This is a genomic window from Pseudorhodobacter antarcticus (assembly GCF_900110135.1).
GTDB classification, from domain to species: domain Bacteria; phylum Pseudomonadota; class Alphaproteobacteria; order Rhodobacterales; family Rhodobacteraceae; genus Pseudorhodobacter; species Pseudorhodobacter antarcticus.
In genome coordinates this window covers 1-21,714 of record NZ_FOCO01000038.1, presented here as the reverse complement: position 1 = coordinate 21,714, position 21,714 = coordinate 1, and the positions used below count along the sequence as shown (strand labels likewise).

The 21,714-nt window shown below is 57.6% G+C and carries 22 protein-coding genes; 4 read left to right on the top strand and 18 right to left on the bottom strand.

From position 1 onward, the window contains the following. Positions 1 to 34 precede the first annotated feature (34 nt). From BMY36_RS15105 to BMY36_RS15085, 5 genes are all read right to left on the bottom strand, one after another. Positions 35 to 1,084: an L-idonate 5-dehydrogenase gene (locus BMY36_RS15105; RefSeq protein ID WP_050518519.1), complete on the bottom strand. Its 1,050-nt coding sequence runs from the start codon at positions 1,082 to 1,084 to the stop codon at positions 35 to 37. 8 nt (positions 1,085 to 1,092) lie between these two features. Beyond that, positions 1,093 to 2,370: a TRAP transporter large permease gene (locus BMY36_RS15100; RefSeq protein WP_050518520.1), complete on the bottom strand. Its 1,278-nt coding sequence runs from the start codon at positions 2,368 to 2,370 to the stop codon at positions 1,093 to 1,095. Then, complete coding sequence (locus BMY36_RS15095; protein WP_244888680.1) at positions 2,370 to 2,804, bottom strand: TRAP transporter small permease; 435 nt, start codon at positions 2,802 to 2,804, stop codon at positions 2,370 to 2,372. The genes BMY36_RS15100 and BMY36_RS15095 overlap by 1 nt, the downstream gene beginning before the upstream one ends. Before the next feature lie 140 nt (positions 2,805 to 2,944). After that, positions 2,945 to 3,922: a TRAP transporter substrate-binding protein gene (locus tag BMY36_RS15090; protein ID WP_050518522.1), complete on the bottom strand. Its 978-nt coding sequence runs from the start codon at positions 3,920 to 3,922 to the stop codon at positions 2,945 to 2,947. Positions 3,923 to 3,947: 25 nt separating this feature from the next. After that, the gene (locus BMY36_RS15085) at positions 3,948 to 4,664 is read right to left on the bottom strand and encodes a GntR family transcriptional regulator (protein ID WP_050518523.1); all 717 of its coding nucleotides are present in this window, start codon (positions 4,662 to 4,664) and stop codon (positions 3,948 to 3,950) included. Between the two features lie 126 nt (positions 4,665 to 4,790). Here BMY36_RS15085 and uxuA point away from each other — a divergent pair, with 126 nt between their 5' ends. Next, positions 4,791 to 6,002, top strand: coding sequence for a mannonate dehydratase (gene uxuA, locus BMY36_RS15080; protein WP_050518524.1), 1,212 nt, complete (start codon positions 4,791 to 4,793; stop codon positions 6,000 to 6,002). Continuing rightward, on the top strand, positions 5,999 to 7,468 hold the full coding sequence (locus BMY36_RS15075) for a mannitol dehydrogenase family protein (protein ID WP_050518525.1): 1,470 nt from the start codon (positions 5,999 to 6,001) through the stop codon (positions 7,466 to 7,468). Before uxuA ends, BMY36_RS15075 begins: the two co-directional genes overlap by 4 nt. Here BMY36_RS15075 and BMY36_RS15070 read toward each other — a convergent pair. From BMY36_RS15070 to wrbA, 4 genes are all read right to left on the bottom strand, one after another. Next, positions 7,465 to 8,379 (bottom strand): ornithine cyclodeaminase family protein, encoded by a 915-nt coding sequence (locus BMY36_RS15070; RefSeq protein ID WP_050518526.1) that lies wholly within the window; start codon positions 8,377 to 8,379, stop codon positions 7,465 to 7,467. The genes BMY36_RS15075 and BMY36_RS15070 overlap by 4 nt on opposite strands. Before the next feature lie 10 nt (positions 8,380 to 8,389). After that, on the bottom strand, positions 8,390 to 9,514 hold the full coding sequence (locus BMY36_RS15065) for a DSD1 family PLP-dependent enzyme (protein ID WP_050518527.1): 1,125 nt from the start codon (positions 9,512 to 9,514) through the stop codon (positions 8,390 to 8,392). Positions 9,515 to 9,701: 187 nt separating this feature from the next. Then, positions 9,702 to 10,670, bottom strand: coding sequence for a glutathione S-transferase family protein (locus BMY36_RS15060; protein WP_050518528.1), 969 nt, complete (start codon positions 10,668 to 10,670; stop codon positions 9,702 to 9,704). Between the two features lie 102 nt (positions 10,671 to 10,772). Then, a complete protein-coding gene (wrbA, locus tag BMY36_RS15055; RefSeq protein ID WP_050518529.1) occupies positions 10,773 to 11,363 on the bottom strand; it encodes an NAD(P)H:quinone oxidoreductase in 591 nt (196 codons plus the stop codon). Between the two features lie 115 nt (positions 11,364 to 11,478). On the opposite strand from wrbA, the gene BMY36_RS15050 reads away from it, so the two are divergent. Next, positions 11,479 to 12,378 carry a LysR family transcriptional regulator gene (locus BMY36_RS15050; RefSeq protein ID WP_050518530.1) on the top strand — a complete coding sequence of 300 codons (900 nt, stop codon included), beginning with the start codon at positions 11,479 to 11,481 and terminating at the stop codon, positions 12,376 to 12,378. A gap of 44 nt (positions 12,379 to 12,422) precedes the next feature. Here BMY36_RS15050 and BMY36_RS15045 read toward each other — a convergent pair whose 3' ends face one another. The 8 genes from BMY36_RS15045 to rnk form a co-directional block, all read right to left on the bottom strand. After that, on the bottom strand, positions 12,423 to 12,770 hold the full coding sequence (locus BMY36_RS15045; protein WP_050518531.1) for an MliC family protein: 348 nt from the start codon (positions 12,768 to 12,770) through the stop codon (positions 12,423 to 12,425). Between the two features lie 173 nt (positions 12,771 to 12,943). Then, entirely contained in the window at positions 12,944 to 13,903 is a 960-nt protein-coding gene (locus tag BMY36_RS15040) for a pirin family protein (RefSeq protein WP_050518532.1), read from the bottom strand. Positions 13,904 to 14,022: 119 nt separating this feature from the next. Then, complete coding sequence (locus tag BMY36_RS15035; RefSeq protein WP_050518533.1) at positions 14,023 to 14,322, bottom strand: GNAT family N-acetyltransferase; 300 nt, start codon at positions 14,320 to 14,322, stop codon at positions 14,023 to 14,025. A 100-nt stretch (positions 14,323 to 14,422) separates the two neighbouring features. Further along, on the bottom strand, positions 14,423 to 15,031 hold the full coding sequence (locus BMY36_RS15030; protein ID WP_050518534.1) for an alpha/beta hydrolase: 609 nt from the start codon (positions 15,029 to 15,031) through the stop codon (positions 14,423 to 14,425). Between the two features lie 10 nt (positions 15,032 to 15,041). Further along, positions 15,042 to 15,974, bottom strand: a complete 933-nt coding sequence (locus tag BMY36_RS15025) for a VOC family protein (RefSeq protein WP_050518541.1) — start codon at positions 15,972 to 15,974, stop codon at positions 15,042 to 15,044. Between the two features lie 605 nt (positions 15,975 to 16,579). After that, positions 16,580 to 17,920, bottom strand: coding sequence for a magnesium transporter (mgtE, locus tag BMY36_RS15015; protein WP_050518536.1), 1,341 nt, complete (start codon positions 17,918 to 17,920; stop codon positions 16,580 to 16,582). Positions 17,921 to 18,007: 87 nt separating this feature from the next. Further along, positions 18,008 to 18,979 (bottom strand): mechanosensitive ion channel family protein, encoded by a 972-nt coding sequence (locus tag BMY36_RS15010; protein ID WP_175469308.1) that lies wholly within the window; start codon positions 18,977 to 18,979, stop codon positions 18,008 to 18,010. Positions 18,980 to 19,337: 358 nt separating this feature from the next. Continuing rightward, positions 19,338 to 19,772, bottom strand: a complete 435-nt coding sequence (gene rnk / locus BMY36_RS15005) for a nucleoside diphosphate kinase regulator (protein ID WP_139194083.1) — start codon at positions 19,770 to 19,772, stop codon at positions 19,338 to 19,340. A 751-nt stretch (positions 19,773 to 20,523) separates the two neighbouring features. Between rnk and BMY36_RS19255 the strand changes: the two genes are divergently transcribed. Further along, complete coding sequence (locus tag BMY36_RS19255; RefSeq protein ID WP_082224755.1) at positions 20,524 to 20,814, top strand: DUF1127 domain-containing protein; 291 nt, start codon at positions 20,524 to 20,526, stop codon at positions 20,812 to 20,814. 596 nt (positions 20,815 to 21,410) lie between these two features. On the opposite strand, the gene BMY36_RS14990 is transcribed toward BMY36_RS19255, so the two are convergent. After that, positions 21,411 to 21,714, bottom strand: a 304-nt coding sequence (locus BMY36_RS14990) for a transposase (protein ID WP_139194082.1), incomplete at its 5' end; no start/stop codon positions are given.

The following is a 21,714-nucleotide window of genomic DNA, read 5'->3' as shown; positions in this document are numbered from 1 at the left end:
CTCTGCGTGTGTTCGATGATACACTGCCCGGCGGTTAGGCCGGGCTGTGGAGGCGAAGCTGCACTTTTACGGCCTTTTCGCGATTTCCCGCTGTCTGAAACGCTTCGACAGCATCTGACATCGGATAAGTCTGGGTGATGATGGGCGTCATGTCGATGACACCGCGATCAATCAGATCAACGGCCTGTTCGAACTCCGGGTGAAAGCGGTGTGTCCCCTTGAAAGTGATTTCTTTCCCGACGATAGCATTGATCGGCAGGCTTAGGCTTCCGGCGACACCAACCTGAACAATCGTACCTCTGGGCCGCACAGCGGCGATTGCCGAGAGGATGGCGGGTTCGGCGGCAGAGCATTCGAACACGATATCAAAAAGCCCTTGCGCGGTGATATGGGCCGAGAGCGCGTCAGGCGTGTTGCGGATGTTGATCGTTTGGGTCGCACCCATGTCTTTGGCCACGTTCAGCGTGAAGTCGAACAAATCGGTCACGACAATACTGTGCGCCCCCTTGATTTTGGAAACCGCGATGCAAAGCGCCCCGATTGGCCCGGCCCCTGTGACCAGAACTTTCTTGCCTTTAAGCACCCCGGCTTGCGCTGCTGCATGCAGGCACACGGCCAAAGGTTCGGCGCAGGCTGCACTTGCAAGAGGTGTATCTTTACCGACCTTGAAACATTGGTTTTGCCCCGTCACCATTTTGGACCGGAACCCCCCCTGCACATGGGGCGTTGTGCGGGCAGAGCCCATGAAGCGCATGTTGACGCAGTGCTGGAACACGCCTTCGGTGCAATATTCGCAGGTCAGGCAAGGCTGGCTTGGGCTTACGGCAACCCGATCACCGACCTTCAGCTTGTCCACGCCCGGACCTATCGCCTCGACTATGCCAGACACTTCATGCCCCAGAATGATCGGTTCTTTCATACGGACGGGGCCAAACCCGCCATGTTGGAAGTAATGCAGATCCGAACCGCAGATGCCGCCATGAGTCATGCCCACCACGACCTCTCCCGCTTTGGGTTCGGGCAGGGCAACATCTTCGATGCGCAGATCGTCTTGTTTGTGAAGAACACAGGCTTTGATGGACATTATGTTTCCTATGGCATGAGCACAGAGGGCAACCAGGTTGCCAAGGCAGGGATGTATGACACCGCCAAGAGAACGGCGATATTGGTGATTAAGAACGGGATGATCGCGATCACAACCGGGGTCAGCGGCAGCCGCGCAATGTTCGCGCAGACAAACAGGCAGACGCCCAGCGGCGGGGTGGTCAGTCCGATCATCAGGTTCAGCACGGCGAAAGTGGCAAAGTGGATCGGATCAATCCCAACGGTGGTGGCCAATGTCAGCAGCGGCACGAACAGGATGATCAGCGCGGCAATCGTTTCCATGAACATACCGACCAGCAAAAGCAGGATATTGATGATCAGGATGACAAGGTATTTGTTGTCGGTATAGGACAAGACGGTTGTGGCAATTGCCTGCGGAATGCGTTCGGACACCAGAATCCAGCCAAAGACGTTGGCAAAGCCGACAAGCAGCAAGATCCCGGTGGCAGACACCGCGCTGTCGATGACAATGCTGGGAATGGCGCGGAGGGGAAGTTCACGGTAAATAAACAAGCCCACGATCATTGCATAGACGCTGGCAACAATGGCGGTTTCGGTCGGCGTGGCGATCCCGCTGAGCAATCCATACAGAATGATCCCAGTCATCGCGATGGCCCAGAACGCACCGGTAAAAGACTTGGCAATTTCGCCAAAGCCCTGCCATTCTTGTTTCGGAAAATTCTTTTTGCGGGCAATCAGGTAGGTTGTTACCATCATCGCAAGGCCCATTAGAATGCCGGGAATGGCCCCTGCCAGAAACATCTTGCCAACAGAAATCCCCGACAAAGCACCCACAATGATCATCGGCACGCTGGGCGGAATGATTGGCCCAACCGTTGAGGAGGCCGCAGTGACCGCGGCCGAGAAGTCAGCGGGGTAGCCTGCCTTTTTCATACCGGGGATCATCACCCCACCAATCGAGGCGGCATCGGCAACCGCTGTGCCTGTGATACCGCCAAACAGCATGGAGGCGCCGACGTTTGTTAGGCCCAACCCGCCGCGGATCCAGCCCACCATCGAGTTTGCAAAGCGGATGATGCGTTCGGTAATACCGCCGCGGTTCATCAAGTTACCGGCAAGGATAAAGCCGGGGATGCTGAGCAATACAAAGACATCCATGCCCGCATACATCTTTTGCGGCATCACAACTGTCGGAATGCCCATATACAAAAGATAGCTGATGGAACTGACACCAAGGGTCACAGCCACCGGAAGCCCGATCACCAACCCAACGCCGAAAACGGCGATCAAAATCGTAAGGCCCATTATTCCAATTCCTCGCGTATATCCGCTTTTCCGTCTTCACCTGCAAAGACCATGCGATAAATTCTGAATGTCGCAAAAAGCAGCAGCGTGACCAGCAGTCCAAAAACCGTGAAGTGAATGAAATCCATGCGCAGCAGCATCGCAGGGGAGGTCTGCATGACACCGATTGACACATATTTCCAAGCGGGAAGGATGAGGAGGCCGCAAAGAACGGCAGTCATAACAGTCGAGACCAGCCGCAGCCGCCAAGGCCAGCGGCCCGGCAAGGAATCGCAAACCACATCAACGTTCACAAGGTCGCCGGAACGCAACGACAGGCCCGCGCCGAAGGCCACCATGTAAAGCAGGGCAAAACGGGTCAATTCTTCGGTCCAGACAGGGGACGAACTGAAGGTGCGTCCCAAAACTTGGGTCAAGACCGTCAGGATCAGCACGAGGAAGGATATTCCAACGCCGATGCGGCAAAAGCGGTAGGTTAGGTCTTCAAATCTGGACATCGTGCTTTTCCTATGAACGAGGGAGAGACTGCCGACACGATGGCCGGCAGTCTCAAGCCACCTCAGGGGATGAATGCTCAGTTGGCGAACAGTCCTTCAACGATCGGCTTGATCTCATCGCTTACATTCGCCAGCACGGCATCGCGCGCGGCGGCTTGGAATGCAGCGCCATCCACATCAACAAAGGTCATACCTTTTTCTTCCAAATAAGCTTGATCTGCCGACAAGCTATCCATCAAAAGGCCGCGCTCATAGGTTTTGGCGACTTCTGCCGCAGCCATGACCGATGCTTGATCTGCCTCGGAAAGCTTGGCCCAAGTGGATTCGGCGATTGTCAGATAGATCCAGGACCGGACATGCTCGGTCTTGTTCACATATTTTTGGACTTCATTAAAGTTGGCGGAGCGGATGAGAGCTAGCGGATTTTCCTGACCTTCGATCACACCGCTTTGCAGCGATGTGAACACCTCGGAAAAGGCCATCGGGGTTGGCGAGGCACCCAGTGCGTTCCAGACATCAACGAACAGTGGGACGTTTGGAACCCGCATTTTCATGCCCTGCAAATCGGCTGGCGAGGTGATCTGACGCTGGGATGTAAGGTCACGCGGACCACGCGCGAAATAGGTGATGGGACGTATTTGCGCTTTTTCAATGATCTGCGCTTCGATCTGGTCCCCGACCTGGCCGCCAGCCACTTCGTCCATATGCTCCAGCGAGCGGTAGGCGTAGGGAACAGCCAAAAGCGCGGCCATCGGTGCCCAGTTCTGCAAGCTTTCGCCGGTGATCGTCATATCGACTGTGCCAAGCTGCATGCCGTTGATCAGATCAATTTCTTTGCCCAAGGATTCGTTTGGGTACACCTCTACCGCGATGCGGCCTTCGGTCAGCTTGGCAAGTTCTTCACCGAACTTAACGGCTGCAAGGTGCCAGGAGTTTTCTTCATTGGCGAGGTGCCCCAGCTTCAGCGTGGTTTCCTGGCTGAATGCTGCGGTGCTGGACAGGATTGCCATGCAGCTTGCGGCCGCCAAGGTAGTCAGTTTTGAATAGAACGTCATGGTTTTCTCCTCCTAGAGATTTTGGCTAGTCTTCGTTTGGGATGTCCCGCAGGTTTTCGAAGTAATTAGGATAAAGTTCCTGCATACGCGGCAAGCTGTTGAGGATTTCGCGCAAATGGGCGCGGATTGCCGCCTCTGCCTGTGGCACAGCTTTTTGTTCAATGAAGTCGACGATCGCTTCATGCTGCTCGATCAACTTTGAAATCGGGAATTCTTCGAAGGTGATGAAACGCACCCGGTCCATCTGGGCCTTGATGCCACCCAGATAGTCCCAAGCCTTGCAGAACCCTGCGGCATTGGCGAGCGTCTGGTGAAAGCGTTCATCCTGTGCCATGAATTCTTCGGGCGCATCCTCAGGCACGTTTTTCTGTTGCGCGATCTGTGAGCGCAGGTCTTTGACAAGGGCGCTGTCACCTCGTTTGGCCAGCTTGCGTACGATGTCGGCTTCGACTGCCTCCCGCACGAAGCGCCCATTCAGTACGGCCTCATAATCAATCCGCTTGACGTAAGTGCCGCGTTGGGGGCGCACCTCCACCAGCCCTTCGTTCATCAGCGTGATAAACGCCTCGCGGACTGGCTGCCGGCTGACGCCGTATTCTTTTGCAAGCTCGGGCTCGGACAGCCGGCTCATGGGGGGGAGGTCATTTCTGATGATGCGGCTGCGCAGAACCAGCCTGAGCTGCGGACTGACAGCTTTTAGCTGGTCCAGCGCCCACCCATCGATTCCCACCAATGACAGCATGTTTGTCCTCCCTGTCTTTTTATACTTACATACTTCCATACAAGTCAACGCTCTGTTAATTGTTTTGCATTGTGAACAGGGAACGGCGACGTTCCAACAGCATTTCTCATTGGAGGGAGAGTAAGGATGAAGCGCAGCTGGCGTTGGTTTGGACCAAAAGACATCGTTTCGATTCCAGATATGCGGCAGGCGGGTGTCTGCGGAATTGTGTCTGCGCTGCACCATGTTGCAAATGGTGTTGTTTGGACAGACGCGGAAATCGCGCTGCGCAAGGCGCAGATTGAACGCTTCCCTGATGGTGCGGCCACTGGCCTGACATGGGATGTGGTGGAAAGCCTGCCTGTCTCGGAAAGCATCAAGCAGCAGACCGGTGAGTGGCGGCAGCATATCGAGAACTACAAGCAGAGCATCCGCAACCTGGCCAAGGCGGGCATTCCGATTGTTTGTTACAATTTTATGCCAGTTCTGGATTGGACGCGCACAGATCTGGCGCATGAATTGTCGAATGGTGCCAAATGTATGCGCTTCGACCTGGTTGATTTCGCACTTTTTGACATTTTCATTCTGGCTCGCAGTGGTGCAAAAAATGATTTCCCTGCCGAGGTCGTGCAAGAGGCAGAGGCGCGGCACAAGGCTATGTCAAACGATGCCCGTATGGCCCTTGCAAACAACGCCCTTTGCGGGTTGCCCGGCGCCGAGGAAGGCTACCAGTTGGATGATCTTCGTGCGCATCTTTTGCTTTACAAGAACATTGATGCTGAACGTTTGCGGCAGCACCAGATTGCGTTTCTGGAAGAGATTGTGCCCGTTGCGGAAAAGGTTGGCGTTCGCATGTGCTGTCATCCCGATGACCCACCTTTCCCGCTTTTGGGATTGCCGCGTATCATGTCGACCGAAGACGACTATACCCGCCTTATGGCGGCTGTGGACTCGCCTGCCAATGGCATTACGCTGTGCAGCGGGTCTTTGGGGGTCAGGGCAGAAAACGATCTGCCGGGCATGATGCGGCGGTTGGGATCACGGGTACATTTCGTGCATCTTAGAAACGTCTGCCGCGAAACCGAGGCATTGCCAAACTCCTTCCATGAGGCGGCACATCTGGAAGGTGTGACCGATATGGTGGAGCTGATCGCGGCCATTCTGGATGAGGAAAAGCGCCGTGCCAAAGAAGGGCGGGCCGATTGCAACATTCCGTTCCGCCCAGACCATGGACAGGATATCCTGAGCGATCTGCGGCAGACCAGTCAGCCGGGATATCCTGCTGTCGGGCGGCTGAAAGGCTTGGCCGAATTGCGCGGCATCATCGAAGCCTTGTCGCACCCAAGGGTGACGGCATGACGCGACTGGGTGCAAACCGCCTTGCCAGCGTTCCAAAAGACGTTCAGACGCCCGGTTACGACCGGGCGAATTGCGGCGTGGGGATCGTTCACCTTGGCCTGGGGGCCTTTCACAGGGCGCATCAGGCCCTTTGCACCGATATCGCAATGGCCGCTGGCGGGGGTGATTGGAAGATCATCGGCGTCAGTATGCGCAACGAACAGATCGCGGCGGACCTCAATGATCAGGATGGGCTTTATACGCTGATCGTCAAGGGCAGTGGCGCGCCAAAAGCGCAGATCATTGGCAGCATCGCGCGGGCGCTGTGTGCCCGTACGCAGGCGGATAAAGTGCTTGAGGCGCTATCTGATCCGGCGGTGCGTATCGTCACCACCACTGTCACCGAAAAGGGCTATGGCATTGACAGGGCCACAGGCGGGGTTGACCCTTCGCTGCCGATTATCGCCCGGGATCTTGCCGGAGAGGGCGCGCCCGAAGGGGTTATCGGTTTGCTTGTCGCCGCCCTTGCAGAGCGTCGCGCCCGCGGCATTGCGCCCTTTACGGTGCTGTGTTGCGATAATTTGCCAGACAATGGTGCCTTCGTGCGCGGCGGACTAATTGATTTTGCAAAACGCCGTGATGCCGCCTTGGGTCGCTGGATCGCCGCGAACGTTGCCTGCCCGTCTTCGATGGTGGATCGTATCACGCCGGCCCAAACCCCGGCGACCCGCGATCTGGCGCGCGCGTTGACCGGAGCCGAGGATGTTCTGGCGATCGAGACAGAGCCCTTTTCGCAATGGGTGATTGAAGACCACTTCCCGACAGGCCGCCCCCAATGGGAGGCCGCAGGCGTAATTTTCGCCGCAGATGTCGCCCCGTTTGAAAAGATGAAGCTGCGTCTGCTGAACGGCAGTCACTCGCTTATTGCTTACATGGGGGCGCTGCTTGGCAAGAAATATGTCCGGGATGTTATGGATGACCCGAAGCTAGAGGCCCTTGTCGGCCGACATCTTGAGGCGGCTTGCGCCACGTTGCCGTCAATGCCGAACATGGATTTAGCGCAATACCGCGCTGATCTGATTGAGCGTTTCCGCAATCCGAACATAGCGCATCAGACATGCCAGATCGCCGCTGATGGATCAGAGAAAATGCCGCAACGCATTTTTGCGCCAGCGTTAGACGCCCTTCGTGCGGATCAGCCGTTGCGCCCCTTTGCATTCGCAACGGCGCTTTGGATCTGGTTCTGTCGAGATGATGACAGCCAGAGTTGTCAATTGAATGACCCGCGTGCCCAACACCTCAAAAAAGCTGCACGGCAGGCCACCCCCCACATGATTTTTGCGGAATTCGAAAAGATTGCCGGAATGTTGCCAAAAGAGCTTGCAAGCTCCTGCGTCTGGCGGGCTGAGGTTCTGTCTGTCCTGACGGAGTTGACGCATCGCCCCGCGCAACAGGTCATCCAGGCGGAGTCAGAAAAGTTTGGCTAAACCATTGCCGCAAGGATGGCCTCGGCCATATGCAGATCCTGCAAGGAGATGCCGGAACTGTCAAAAATGGTTATGTCTTTCAGGTTTTGTCTGCCTTCCTTGGCGGCCGACAGGACTGCACCGATCGCGGTGAGGGGGGCGGCGGGGGTGGCATGCTGAAACTCGCCGATGCGGGCGGATTGTACCGGCAGATCACAAAAGAGCCGCGCGCGGGGGAACAGGGTTGGGGGCAGCTCCTGCTTGCCCTGCGCATCCGACCCCATCGAGGAAATATGCGTGCCGGGCCGCACCCAACCCGCGTCAAACAGCGGCGCTGTTGCCGTGGTGGCCGTGACAATGATGTCGGCGGCACGGACCGCGGGCTCCGGCTCTGCCACTTCTGCGGGCAGGCCTTGGTCTTGCAGCATCTTGGCAAAAGCGGTGGTGCGCGACGGGTCGCGACCAACGACCAAGATGCGCGATAATGTACGAATGCGGGCAATTGCCTGCACCTCATATCCGGCCTGATGGCCCGTGCCGAACAGGGTCAGAACCGCTGCATCCCGCCGCGCAAGGGCGTCGGTGGCAATGGCATCAGCCGCCGCTGTGCGATAGCAATTCAGGGTTGACCCTTCGACCACCGCGCCAATCCGGCCAGAGGATTGATCGATCAAAAGAATGGTCGAGGCATGGCGCGGCAGCCCGCGCGCATCATTGCTGGGGAAATAGGCACCGACCTTAAGCCCGGCCAGATCAGCCCCCGCTGCCGATTTGATGGTAAAGCTGTCTTGCGGATCGCTGCCATGGGCCAAGACCACGGGAAAGCTGAAAGCCTCCGGCCCGATGGCTGCGATGAAGGCGCGGCGCATGGCGTCAAAGGCAAGGTCATGGGTGACGCAAGCGGCCGATTGCGCTTCGGTGACAATGATCATGCTGTGCCCCTTACCAGCCACCGAAACGCTGCCATGTCTGCAACGCGCCGCCACCCTGCGAAAGCACTGTGTAGCGGTCATATTGGGCGGCGGTTGCGCAGGCGTGGTTGGGCAGAATACGCAACAGCGTTCCAACCGGCAAATCCGGCAAGGTGACTTTGGCACCGGGGCGCCGCGACACGATTCCGTGTTCCTGATTGGCGCCGCTGATGATCAGATCGGGCAGCACCTGACCGTCCGCATCACACACCACGCCGTAGCCCTGATCCACGTCCTGCGCCGCCGTGCCCCGGTCCCGCGACATGGCCATCCAGCCGGCATCCACCATGATCCAGCCTTTGTCCTGCTGGTGCCCGATAACGGTGGTCAAAACACTCAGCGCGATGTCATTCACCGCGCAGACGTCGATTCCAGCCATTACCAGATCAAAGAACATATAGACCCCGGCGCGCAGCTCGGTCACGCCAGACAAATCGCGGGCGGCGTGGGCCGTTGGCGTTGACCCCACGCTGACAACCGGGCAGGGCAGGCCAGCATTGCGCAAAGCTTCGGCGGCGCGAACGGTTGCGCTGCGCTCTTGCTCGGCAAAGGCGGCATGGGCGGCCTTGCCCCGCACGCCATAGCTTTCGCCGGCATGGGTCATCACACCGCGCAAGCACCCCTTTTCATGCAGGATACGGCCAATTTCGACCAGCGACGCATCCTCTGGTCGTCGCCCGCCGCGATGGCCGTCGCAGTCGATCTCGATCAGGGCGGGCACCTCTGCTTGCGCCACCGCGCGGGCCTGTTCGGCGCTGTCGAGGATGACGATCAGATCGCAGCCTTTCGCGCGCAGGGCCTGCACCCGCGCCAGTTTTTGCGGGGCGATGCCCACGGCATACAGGATGTCGGCAAAGCCTGCGGCATGAAACGCCTCGGCCTCGGCCAGGGTAGAAACGGTGATCGCAGGTGCAACGCCCTTGTTCAGACGCCGGGCGACCTCAACCGATTTCGCGGTTTTCAGATGTGGCCTCAGCGTGACGCCGAGCGTTTGCGCCTGCACCTCCAACCTTTCGATGTTGCGCATCATTTTCGCCTCGTCGAGCAGCAGGGCGGGCGTCGAAAGACTATCAAAACGAGGCGCTTTGGCGGGCATGGTACGTTCCTTCTGGTCGTGGGGCGTTGGCCCGGTCTCAATCACAGGGTCTGAATGCCGGTATATGCCGCTGGAGGCAGTTGGAACAACCGGATATTCCGCGCATGGGGGTTGGCTTGGCGCAGGCGTGGTGCCATGTCAAACACTGCGCCGAAGTTCGGTTAGGGTCGGCAGGCCCCGAATGCCGTCACCGGCTAGACGGGCGATCCAGATCCAAAACGGGGCCGTCTGGCACGATGCCATTGGGATTGATGGTGCCATGGCTGCGGTAATAATGCTGTTTGATATGGTCGAAATTGATCGTCGCTGCGATGCCGGGCCGTTGATACAACTCGCGGGTATAGCTCCACAGGTTTTCGTAGTCTTTCAACATTTTCAGGTTGCACTTGAAATGCCCGTGATAGACGGCATCAAAGCGGATCAAGGTCGTGAACAGCCGCCAGTCGGCTTCGGTAATACGGTCGCCCAGCAGATAGGTCTGTTTCCCCAGCCTTGCCTCTAACCGGTCCAAGGCAGAAAACAGCGCGCGGACTTCAGTTTCATAGACGGTTTGATCGGTGGCAAATCCGGCCTTGTAAACACCGTTGTTGATCGCGTCATAGGTGAAGGCGTTGATGTGGTCGATCTCAACCAGCAGGTCCGCAGGGGAATAGTCGTCGGTCTGCGTCACAATGCCGTCAAAGGCCGCATTCAGCATGTGGATGATATCGGCTGATTCATTGCTGACGATGGTATCTTGGTGCAAATCCCACAGCACCGGCACTGTCACGCGGCCGCTGTAGTTCGGATCAGCCCGCAGATAGACCTCATACATGTATTTCGCATTGCCCACAGGGTCGGGGATGACGCCGGGGCCGGACGCGAAGGTCCAGCCGTTTTCGGCCATCAACGGGTTCACCACCGACAGGCCAATAACATCTTCCAACCCTTTCAACGCACGCAGGATCAGGGTGCGGTTGGCCCATGGGCAAGCAAGCGAAACATAGAGGTGATACCGGCCTGCTTCTGCTTTGAACCCTGCCTTGCCCGTTGGCCCCGCCGTGCCATCGGGGGTGATCCAGTTGCGAAATTGCGCGGCGCTGCGCTCAAACTTGCCGCCGGTGCTGGCGGTATCATACCACTGGTCATACCATGCTCCGTCGATCAAGAGTCCCATGCTGGTTCATCCTTTCATAAGGGGCGCAGAGCCTGTTCGTGTGCCGCCAAGAGGACACGGCCGCGCGGTTTGCGCGGCCGTGTCGGTTGTCGGTTTGGCGTGTCAGGCCAGCTTTGCTGCGAATTCGACCAGACGGCGGGCCTGATGACCGATGCTGGCTTTCACGTCATCGGTGAACTCCGTTCCCTGCGTGTGGCTGTAGCCGTAGGGGTTGCCACCGGTCTTGAAGATCACACCATCGGTATAGCCGGGAGCGACGATGATGCCACCCCAGTGCATGACGGTGGTATAGAAGGACAGCAGGGTCGCCTCTTGCCCGCCATGCGCGTTCTGGGCCGATGTCATCGCCGAGACTGGCTTGTTGGCCAACCCGCCCTTACCCCAAACACCGCCAAGCGTGTCGATAAAGGCGCGCATCTGGCTGGCCATACCGCCAAAACGGGTCGGAGCCGAAACCAGATAGGCATTCGCCCATTCCATGTCAGCGGCGGTTGCCGTTGGAATATCGGCAGATTTTTCGGTCTGCGCCTGCCAGGCATCGACACCGGCGATAACGTGATCTGGCGCGGTCTCGGGCGCTTTTAACAGCCGCACTTCTGCGCCTGCGGCCTTGGCCGCCTCGGCGGCGATGGCGGCCATCTGGTGGTTGGTGCCGTAGCTGGAATAATAGATGATGGCGAGTTTGACGGTCATTGTCGTTCTCCTGTCAGGGGATTGGATATCGCTGCATAAGATATAGGCAAAAGGATCATTTTTCAGAATGGCTATAATCTTGCATTCACTATTGCCGTTGGTGTAACAATTAACGATGGGCGAACTTGAATCCATCCGCGTATTTCTGGCCGTGGCGGCGCAGCAAAGCTTTGCGGGGGCCGCGCGCCACTTGGGCATGACGCCTGCATCGGTCACGCGGACGATTGCCGCACTGGAGGCGCAGCTTGGCGTGCAACTGCTGGTGCGCACAACGCGGCAGGTCTCGCTGACCTCGGCAGGGGCAGGCTATGCGGCACGCGTGACGCCGCTGGCCGAAGGGCTGGCCGAGGCGGCCGATCAAACCCGAGAGGCACAGGGCATCACCTCTGGCAGGCTGCGGATCAGCGCGCCGCTGTCCTTGGGGGTGAAAGTGCTGCCCCCGGTTTTGTCGCAATTCGGGGCGCTGTATCCGCAGACGCATCTTGATGTCAGCCTGTCAGACCGTTTTGTCGATATTGTCGACGAAGGCTATGATCTGGCGATCCGCATTTCCGGCCCGCCCAGCGATAAATCGACGATCTGGCGCAAGATATGCAAGGTGCCACGCCTTTTGGTTGCCGCATCGGCATATCTGACGGCGCGGGATACGCCGCAGCGGCCGGAGGATTTGGCCGGGCATGAGTGTTTGGGATATCGCGACGATCTGGGCGCGGAAATCTGGCAGCTGTCCAACGGCAAACGCCAGCACAGCCACAAGGCGATTGGACGGGTGAGTGCCAATAACGGGGATCTTCTGGCGAAGCTGGTTCTGCAGGGCGAGGGAATCGCCCTGCTGCCACGGTTCATCATCGAGGATGACATCGCCTCCGGGCGCTTAGTTTCGGTGTTGCCAGACTGGTCCACGCCGGAAATCTGGCTGACGCTGTATTATCCGCCCTATGAGCAATTGCCGCTGCGGGTCGCGACCTTTTCAGACTTTTTCGAGACCCATGTGAATGAGACCTGCCCGCTTTGACGAGGGCAGGTCTGTTTTTCGTCGTTGCCGCAGGCTTGCAACGGTTATTCTGCCGGCGCGGCGTCTTGCGTTGTGCAGGTCTGAAGGCTGCCTGCCTCCATCTCGTTTTCCCGCGTCGCGCTATCGCCCTTGGTCCACCACACATCCGCGCCCGATACATATTTTGCACCCGAGGCAGCAACCACATTGACGAAGATACGCTCTTCCCCGTCGATCTGCATGATGGCCAGCGCGTTTGCACCGGAGTTCACATATTGCACGGCAAAGGCCTCGGCATCGCCGCAGGTATAGGTCTGTGACAGGACACTGTCTGCGGCCCCGATCTTAAGCGGGATGGACAGGGTCGTTTCTGCGGTGGCGGCGCTGGCGGTTGCCAGAACGGCGATTGCCAAAATACTGATACGAATGCATTATTCTCCTCGGTTAAATGGTTTCATAGCGCAGGTGTCCAGGCCACGGCAAGCGGCTGACCTACACCAACGCGTGAGCCGCAAGCCTGGGAACCGCTCCTTTGATCCGCCTCGGCCCACGCGGGCGACTGGCGGGCGCAGCCGCGGGTTTGCCCTCAATCCTTGGGGCGGCTCCGGTCCAGTTCGGGGGTGATCGGGATGAATTCTGCGTCATCGCCGGGCGGCAGTTTGAATGGGCCATTTTGCCAGTCGGCGGCCTTCCAATCCTCTTTGGCCTGCTCAATGCGATCCTTTGAAGAGGAGACGAAATTCCACCAGATATAGCGTTTTTCATTCAGCGTGGCGCCGCCAAGCGCCATCAGCCGCGCGCCCTGCGGCCCGGCCTTCACCGAAATCCGGTCACCGGGGCGAAAGACCATCATGCGGCCTGCCTCGAATGTGTCGCCCGCGACCTCGATGCTGCCTTCGGTCACATAGATCCCGCGATCCTCGTGGTTGTCGGGCAGCGGGAAAGCCGCGCCTGCCGCCAGCACCACATCCAGATAGAAGGTCTCCGATTGCATCGTCACCGGACTGGTCTGCCCGTAAGCGCTGCCGAGGATCAGCCGCGCGGTGGTGCCTGTGTCGGTGATGACGGGCAGTGCCGTCTCCTTGTGATGCTCGAAATCGGGGGCCATGTCTTCGCGGTCTTCGGGCAAGGCGATCCATGTCTGGATACCGAACAACTTGTGCCGCGTGGCGCGGGTTTCTTCGCTGGTCCGTTCGGAATGGGTGACGCCGCGCCCAGCGACCATCCAGTTCACCTCGCCGGGATAGATCATCTGATGGGTGCCAAGGCTGTCGCGGTGTTCAAACTCGCCCTGATAAAGATAGGTGACGGTGCCCAAACCGATATGCGGATGTGGGCGCACATCAATCCCGCCATCGGTGATGAATTCGGCAGGGCCCATCTGATCAAAGAAGATGAACGGCCCGACCATCTGCCGCTTGGGCGAAGGCAGGGCGCGGCGCACCTCGAACCCGCCCAGATCACGGGCGCGCGGAATGATCAGCGTTTCAATTGCTGCGCTACCTGACAGCGGACAGTCGGGGTTATGGGTTGGGTTCCAGCTCATGAAATCTCTCCTGTATTTGCGCGCGAAATAACGGACACGGCATTGCAGCGGTCATTTTGGTAAAGTGTGATGTGCCACTGTTGGCGCGTTACCACTTCGATCCGGTGCCGTGACGTGTTTTACCACTGGATGACATCATCCAATTCTTCGCGATGTTTTTGCGCATGCGCGCGCACAAAGGGGCAAAGCGGAACGATGCGCTGGCCTTTTGCCCGTGCATCCGCGATCAGCCGATCGACCAAAGCACGCCCTATACCAAGCCCGCGCATGCTATCTGGAACTGCGGTGTGATCGGCAATGATCAATGTGGGTGACAGTTTGGAGATCGTCACTTCAGCCGCGCCTTTGACACCGGACTGCGTGGCAGCATAACGGCCTTTGGTTTCGGTTTCAGTGTAGATAATTTTCAAGTCTGTCATGTGTTGCCTCCTTATGGTCAAAAGAAATGCAAGATCGGTCAAGCCCTTTGCCGCAGACGCGCCTGTGGTGCGCGCTTGCGAAACGGCATATTAACCGGGCTCACGGCGCTGTCAGCAGGGTTTGCAGCGCCGACAGCTCCGGCTGTCGCAACTCGTGGCCGCCGTCATGGATATGGGTGGACACCTCGGCGCCCTGTGCTGCAAACCAGTCGATCAGGCGCTGGCTCAGCGGCCACGGACAAATCGGATCGTGTTTTCCGGCGGTAATCAGGACTTGGCTGCCAGAAAGCGCAGGGTTCGCTGCCGGTTCCCAAGGGATCAGCGGATGCAACAAGCCAATCCGCGCAAACAGACCCGGATACGTCATCGCAACCGAGGCCAGAATATTCGCCCCGTTCGAGTAGCCAAAGCCATAGGCTGGCGCATCAGGGTGTTGCGCCTTGTGAGAGGCCACAAAGGCCGCCATCGTCTCGGTGCGGCGGGCAAGATCTTTCATGTCATAAACGCCCTCGCCGGTGCGCCGAAAGAACCGCGCGGCCCCCATTTCCGAGACATCACCGCGGGGCGAGACAACGCCGGCCCCCGGATAAAGTTGCTGTGCCAGATCAAAGAACTGATGCTCGTCCCCGCCGGTGCCGTGAAAGACAAATATCAGCGGCGCGTCGGGTTCCGGTGCTTTGGTCAATGCGTGATAGGTTTCGGTCGACATGGCGGTCTCCTTACGGGGCAAGCGGGGGCAACAGGCCCTCGATCTCGGCGCGATGCTGCTCATAGCGGGTGGGCAGCATCAAAGTCTGACCCAGATTGGCGGTGTCTTCGTCGCGGTCAAAGCCCGGCTCGTTGGTCGCCACCTCAAACAGAATACCGCCGGGCGTGCGGAAATAGATCGCCCAGAAATAGTCTCGGTCGATCACAGGTGTCACCTGATAGCCGGTGTCCAGCAGGGCCTTGCGAACCTCCAACTGTTTGGCGCGGTTTTCCACTGCAAAGGCGATATGGTGGACCGAACCCGAACCCTGACCGGCTGATCTAGCGCCAGACATCTCTTCAAGGTCGATGGTGTTTGCCGCATTGCCGCCCTCAATGCGGTAGCGGGTGACGTTTCCGGCGGTCTCGTCCTTCTGATAGCCCATATAGGACAGCAATTCGCCAGTGGCCGAGACATCGCGCAGCGTGAAGCGCGCGCCATGAAAGCCCAAAACCCCGGCATCCTGCGGAACATCGGTGCCGGTCCAAGGCGTGCGTCCCCGTTCCGCGCTTTCCACCAAAGCAAATCCATCACCATCGGGGCCGTCAAATTGCAAACGATCCTCGCCCAGAAACCTGCCCTCGCGCAGGCCGGATACGCCGTAATTGCCAAGCCGCTCTTTCCAGAACGGAAGCGCGCCTTTGGGCACGGCGAATTCGGTCACGCCAACTTCGCCCGCACCGCGACGCCCCTTGGGCATCTGGCCAAAAGGAAAGTAGGTCATCACGGAACCGGGCGTGCCAACCTCGTCGCCATAATAGAGGTGGTAGACATCGGGCGAGTCAAAGTTGACGGTCTTTTTGACCCGGCGCAGTCCAAGAGTTTGGGTAAAGAACGCGTTGTTTTGAGCTGCATTGCCAGCCATCGAGGTGACGTGGTGCAGACCTTTGATGTCTTTGATCATTGTTTTGCCTTTCAAATCGTCCATCGTTTGTTGCGTTCAAGATAGCGCAATGTATCGTTGATCAGAATGGCTATAATCTTGCATTTACCATTGTCGATAGTGCAACAATTGAACAAGCAACGCTTCAGGGCGTTTGGGCGTTGCTGAACGCTGTCGATCAGGACCTACGCGGGCAAGCTATAGCTGAAAGTTGGTGACGGGGAGATTGTGCATGGCAAAAGCAACCTTTCCCAGAACGGAAAACGCCGCGTAATCATAGACTTTGGGCGTGTTCAGTTGAAAGGCTGGCTGGATTAGTGGGTCCGTAGCATCGCCTATATCGTCTATCTGATTAGAATGCGCGCGCGCGTCATGGTAGCGGTCAACTGGCTGTGGACGCATACCCTTAGCCAAAAAGGTTCCCGGCTGATAACACAGACGGAAACACTTTCAGCATACAAAGACGCCGGATCGTATGCGCAAAGATGTTCGCTGCTGTCTCAGACGGCTTCGAAATCTTGCGCAGTTAGCTGCCCCCTGTCCATCAGATGTTTCAAAGCACGCGCTAAAGAGAGCGCATCGTCTAACTCATCATGTCTGCAAAGGGATGAGCCCCCTACCTGTCCTCATAGGGTCAACACGGCTGTCGCGATTGCGAAATATACCATCACGCCCACTCCATCCGAAATCGTCGTAACCAACGGGCCGCTAGCCGTTGCTGGGTCAAGGCGCAAGCGACTGAGCAAGAACGGTAGCGACATTCCCACGAGGCTGCCGACGATCACAACAACAAACATCGTCAAACCCACGACCAAAGCAATTTCTGTCCCACCGCGCAACGCGCCAAGTGGCAAAACCACCAACGCCATTGTCCCGCCAAGCGCTGCGGCGACCGCCAGCTCTCGCACGATCAGGTCACGCCAGTCTTGCAACACCACGTCGCCAGTTGCCAGTGCTCTGACCATTAGGGTGGCAGATTGCGCACCCGCATTGCCGCTGCTGTCGATCAGCAGTGGCAAAAAGAAGACCAAGGACACATAGGTGAGGATCGTTTCCTCATAATAGGCAATCCCGGCCCCGGAAAACAGATTTCCAAATACCAAAAGCGATAGCCAGAAAATGCGCTTTGAATAAAGCATACGGAAACTGGCGTCGCGCATGCTTTGCGTGAAGGGTAGCACGGTTGATATCTTCTGGAAGTCCTCAGTTGTCTCAGCCTTCAAGGCGTCTGCAGCATCGTCGTGAGTAACAATGCCGACCAGCCGTCCGGCAGCGTCCACCACCGGCAGGGCCAGAAGATCATAACGCGCGATGGCCTTTGCGACATCCTCTTGGCCCGTTTCTGGCATCACCATCACCGATATTGGCTGCATAATGCCGCCGATGACCGCATCGTCAGCCGCAAGTATCAATTGGTGCAGCCGCACAGACCCGATCAGGCGACCGTCAGCGTCCAGAACATAGGAGCGATAGATCGTCTCGGCGTCTGGTGCTGCACACCGGAGCGCCACGATTGCGTCCATCGTCTTCATAGTCGGCGAAAGCACCGCAAAATCCGATGTCATGATCGCGCCTGCGGTGCCTTCGCGGTGGGCTGAGAGGCGGTTGGTGTCATCGCGTGCTTTCTGCGGCAACGACTTTAGCGCCTGCTGCCTTTCTTCTTGCGTAAGATGCTTGAGCAGGTCTGTCCTGTCGTCTGCATCCATTTCAATTAGGATTTGCGCAAAAGCATCAGGTGGCATGGCCCTTGCGAGGTCCGCCTGAATTCCTAGCGAAAGATGTCCGAACACCTCGGCACGCCTCCGTAAAGACAAGGTGGCGAAGTGATTTGAGGCCTCTGACCGCAGCAATTGGCCGAGCCAGTCGGCAAGGTCGACGGGATGGCTTGCAGCAATGAACAGTGCAATGATTTCGTTCGACGCATCTTTGGACGGTTGGGCGGTGTTTTTAAAAATATGTTCAGTCATGGCGGCACCTTGATTGATGAATGCATTTTGAGCTGATTTTTTTGTAGCCAACGGCGCGACGGCAATGTTCCAAAACCGCCCCCGTGATCATTGCGCAGGAATGGGTTCGAGCAGAGACGCCGCGCCCACCAAGTTGATTAGACCAGATATGTCTTGCGCAACGTCGCCTTTTTGATTTGCGGCAGCGACAAGCTCAATCCGGCGGCGTGGCGCTGTGTTGCCAATTTTGCGCAAGGCATTGTCGACAAGGCTGTAAACCTCATCCCGGCAGTCGATATCTTTGTCGAAGCGCGTCAACCAATAGCGCAGCCCATAGGCGATGCCGCCCGCATCATATGAAAGGACGCGCACGTCTGGGGATGGGTCTTGCTGGATCAGCTTTGCCTCTTTCACTGCCTCCAACATGACAGATTTTGCGAGCGCAATCGGGATCGATTGGTCAAGGATGATGGACACCTGCGCGCGATATTGCGGTCTTGGCGCCGAATAGTTGGTGATACGTTGGCGTGCAATTTGGCTATTGGGAAGGATAAGATACGTCGCGTCGCGTGTCAGCACGCGGGTCGTGCGCCAGCCAATCTCCATCACTTTTCCCCGCGCAAGCCCGTCAACATCAACCCAGTCGCCGATGCGAAACGGCCCTTCAACGCCAAGGGCGATGCCAGAAAGGGTGTCGGCCACCACGTTTCGGATGGCAAACCCCAACATAGCGATAATCAGGCCCGAACCGGCAAGTGCCCCAGTTGCACCTTGCCCCATGAACAGCGCCACGGTTGCGCCAAATGCAAACAAGAACAACATCACCGCGATGAGGTCCCGTAGCAGGCGTGGAAAGGGCCGCCGCCGCACCGCCGCTTGATCCAGCGCCAGCGCCGAAAGCCTGCTGGCAAGCCATGCCAATGCAAAATAGGTCAGCGATGTAAGCCCCATCAGAAGGGTTTCACTGTCTTCAACAAAGCTGCTGATGTCAGTGTAAAACAAGAATAGGACCAGACCCAGCGTCAGAGTGAAAAGGGCGGTTGGCCACACAAGGCGGCGTGCATGCTGTCTTGTGGTCATTGCAGGTATCCAGTGTAGCCTGAGTTCGCTGCGGTGATGCACGGGCATTTGCCAGCATGTGCCCGCGGGATCGGGTCTTTGCACCGCAAACAAATCATATCGGCGGCGCCGACCTGCGATTGAACGGGTTCATGACAAAACGGGCATCTGTAGGATGCCGATTTGGGCAAGGTCTGGCTGCAAACTGTGCAGGTCTGTCGATGATAATGCGGTGGCATGGGTTTACTCCGGGGTTTTGGCTTTAAGGCGTGTGAGCTGGCAGAAATGACCCGGAGCAAGCCCGCCGATGAACGTCACATCGCGATACTGCTTGCGCCGGGTGGGCCAAGTGATTTTGGGTTTACAGAGATTGGCTGCCTCATAATGCGCCACCGATCTTAGTGTCAGAGGGCTGTGCAACCGCGATGATGGTCAGCAACCGACGCTGATTGTCACGCGTGTCCCAATAGAATGCGGCCCCTTCGGACAGGCCCAAAAGCGCCACGCCGATGGGTGTCATAAGGGAAATGCGCTGATGCATAATGTCGGCATGTTCGGGATAGACCAGCGTTACTGTCTTGTTCTGGCCGGTCGCCTCATCGCGGTAGGTCACTGTGCTGCCGATTGACACGACATCACCCGGCATTTTGTTCGGCTTGACGATGCGGGCGCGACCAAGCTCCTCCAGCAAGCGATCTGCAAGGGCGGGATTGCGCAGCATAGCGCCCTCAGCCAGCGCTTCGATATGCGCAAGCTCTTCTTCGTTTATAACAATTTTGGGCGCGCGGGTTTGCGGCTTTTTTGCGTTGGTCATTTGTAGAGTCATGAGATTACATCCATAAAGTGAAGCTAATTTGGAATGTTCCCGATCCAAAGACCGGGGTGTTGCATCTAGAAAAAAAGGGTCGGTTTAGGTTTGAGGGATACCGTCCAGAACGATCAGAAAAATGGTCGTGCCGCCGTTGCAAAATGCCGGCGCGTTTTTAGGTGTATTGGCTTTGATAAAACGGAATTGATTAATGCTGCGCATAAAATCTCCTCGGACGTTGTAACGTCACGCATTTACTTCAGGAATATGAGGAGGCCCCAGGAAGATTGGCAGACGCAGACGCGCCTATACCGCCCGGGGATAAGGGCGATTTAGCAATAGAAATCTGAAATGATCCACATGTGCTTTCATAGATTTCAATTTAGGAATGACCCCGGCATCTGTCAATTGAGGGCGATCAAATTAATGGCAGGCTGACAGAAGCGTCGCATAAATGGCCCAGCTTGGGCGCTTTCACGCCGAAAGGTCGCAGTCGGGCAAAGTGTGATTGAAACCCTCACCGCCAAGCCCCATGTTGGGTGCATGATGATGTTCAGCGCCCCAAGGAGGTTTCTGCTTTTTGCAGGAAACAGACTGAACCGCCGGTAGCCCCGGGCGGGGCGATGCTTTGCATCAGCCTTGGCCCTGGGGCTCATTTCGATTTTATCACATCAAGATTGGCGGTAACGCCGATGCCGACGCTGCAGGCTTGCGGGTAACCGCTGCATTGACCAGTTGCGCATCGGCACGTTCCGTCATGATTTCCATCACCTTGAACATGGAGGACAACATGCACTCGAGCCTGTCACACCCAAACTATCCGGCGCAATCTCTTCCCCAGACTGCGCCTTCCTTAACCATCGCAATCCGTGGCTGGTTGCGGGCCGCCGTCCGGAGCTGGCAACGGCGCAAAATGATCGCTTCGCTTGAGGCGATGGATGACTGGTTGCTGCGGGATATCGGCATTGAGCATGCCGACATCGCCAGTGTTGTGAACGGTTTTAATGACCACGAGCTGATGATGACCCCTTCGTCAACGCGGCAATAGGTGCCAACGATCGGTCCGCGCCGCGGACAAAACGCGTGATCGAAATGGCTGCCGCAACGCTGCGCCGCGTGTCCACGGTGGCGCGTCACGTTTTGGCAAGCACTTAAATCCTCTTATTAAAAGGAGACTGACTGATGATGATTTGCAAAGCCGATTTTGAGGAACTGTTTCCTGAAATTTTTGGATCTGAGCCGCGTCTTAGCCCAAAGCCTAAAGTGCATCAGCCAAGCGTGGAATGCTTGGGGCGATGGGAAGATGATGGTGGCGATTTGGGCGCCGCGCCCAAGCGCTTTGAAAGGGCGCGCCAGCATACCCTTCAGGTCGCAAACCATTGGCCCGCCTCAATGCGCATCGCCCCCCATTGGGCATTGGCCCCACGCCTTATGGCCGGTTGGCCCGCATTGGGTCCCGTCCATCCGGATTGGAGGCCGCCTTTCCAGTAATCTGGCGGCACAGGTTTAGCCGTCTAAGGGTGTCGTGCCTAATCTGTGTTGAAACTGCGATGTTCGCCATGCTGCCAATCCGATTTGGGGGCAAAAATGGGCTCTGTTGCACAAATGGTCTGACGGTGAGGGTTCCCCTATCCCCGGACAGACTTATCCCACGACTTCTGTAATGGGCGTGCCGAGAGTGGTGAAGCCGTTCAGGACGGCAACACGAACTTGGAACTCCGCGACCTGACGGTCGAAGTCCCGCGCCATAAGGCGCTGACCCAGCAGTTTGACACAGTGCATCTTTGTTTCGACGCGGCTTCGGCGGTGATAGCCGCTCCATCGTCGCCATATCGTCCGGCCGAAGCGTTTCGACGCGCGGAGGGCCTCGTTCCGCGCGATCGCGCCAGGAGTGTCGGGTTTCCATGGCTTGGCGTTCTTGCGCGGCGGAATGATCGCGGCTGCACCG

Bases quoted from the DNA above. Each gene is read 5' to 3' on its own strand.
- BMY36_RS15105 (WP_050518519.1), bottom strand. From the start codon at position 1,084: ATGTCCATCAAAGCCTGTGTTCTTCACAAACAAGACGATCTGCGCATC.
- BMY36_RS15100 (WP_050518520.1), bottom strand. From the start codon at position 2,370: ATGGGCCTTACGATTTTGATCGCCGTTTTCGGCGTTGGGTTGGTGATC.
- BMY36_RS15090 (WP_050518522.1), bottom strand. From the start codon at position 3,922: ATGACGTTCTATTCAAAACTGACTACCTTGGCGGCCGCAAGCTGCATG.
- BMY36_RS15085 (WP_050518523.1), bottom strand. From the start codon at position 4,664: ATGCTGTCATTGGTGGGAATCGATGGGTGGGCGCTGGACCAGCTAAAA.
- uxuA (WP_050518524.1), top strand. From the start codon at position 4,791: ATGAAGCGCAGCTGGCGTTGGTTTGGACCAAAAGACATCGTTTCGATT.
- BMY36_RS15075 (WP_050518525.1), top strand. From the start codon at position 5,999: ATGACGCGACTGGGTGCAAACCGCCTTGCCAGCGTTCCAAAAGACGTT.
- BMY36_RS15070 (WP_050518526.1), bottom strand. From the start codon at position 8,379: ATGATCATTGTCACCGAAGCGCAATCGGCCGCTTGCGTCACCCATGAC.
- BMY36_RS15065 (WP_050518527.1), bottom strand. From the start codon at position 9,514: ATGCCCGCCAAAGCGCCTCGTTTTGATAGTCTTTCGACGCCCGCCCTG.
- BMY36_RS15060 (WP_050518528.1), bottom strand. From the start codon at position 10,670: ATGGGACTCTTGATCGACGGAGCATGGTATGACCAGTGGTATGATACC.
- wrbA (WP_050518529.1), bottom strand. From the start codon at position 11,363: ATGACCGTCAAACTCGCCATCATCTATTATTCCAGCTACGGCACCAAC.
- BMY36_RS15050 (WP_050518530.1), top strand. From the start codon at position 11,479: ATGGGCGAACTTGAATCCATCCGCGTATTTCTGGCCGTGGCGGCGCAG.
- BMY36_RS15040 (WP_050518532.1), bottom strand. From the start codon at position 13,903: ATGAGCTGGAACCCAACCCATAACCCCGACTGTCCGCTGTCAGGTAGC.
- BMY36_RS15035 (WP_050518533.1), bottom strand. From the start codon at position 14,322: ATGACAGACTTGAAAATTATCTACACTGAAACCGAAACCAAAGGCCGT.
- BMY36_RS15030 (WP_050518534.1), bottom strand. From the start codon at position 15,031: ATGTCGACCGAAACCTATCACGCATTGACCAAAGCACCGGAACCCGAC.
- BMY36_RS15025 (WP_050518541.1), bottom strand. From the start codon at position 15,974: ATGATCAAAGACATCAAAGGTCTGCACCACGTCACCTCGATGGCTGGC.
- mgtE (WP_050518536.1), bottom strand. From the start codon at position 17,920: ATGACTGAACATATTTTTAAAAACACCGCCCAACCGTCCAAAGATGCG.
- BMY36_RS15010 (WP_175469308.1), bottom strand. From the start codon at position 18,979: ATGACCACAAGACAGCATGCACGCCGCCTTGTGTGGCCAACCGCCCTT.
- rnk (WP_139194083.1), bottom strand. From the start codon at position 19,772: ATGACCAACGCAAAAAAGCCGCAAACCCGCGCGCCCAAAATTGTTATA.
- BMY36_RS19255 (WP_082224755.1), top strand. From the start codon at position 20,524: ATGATTTCCATCACCTTGAACATGGAGGACAACATGCACTCGAGCCTG.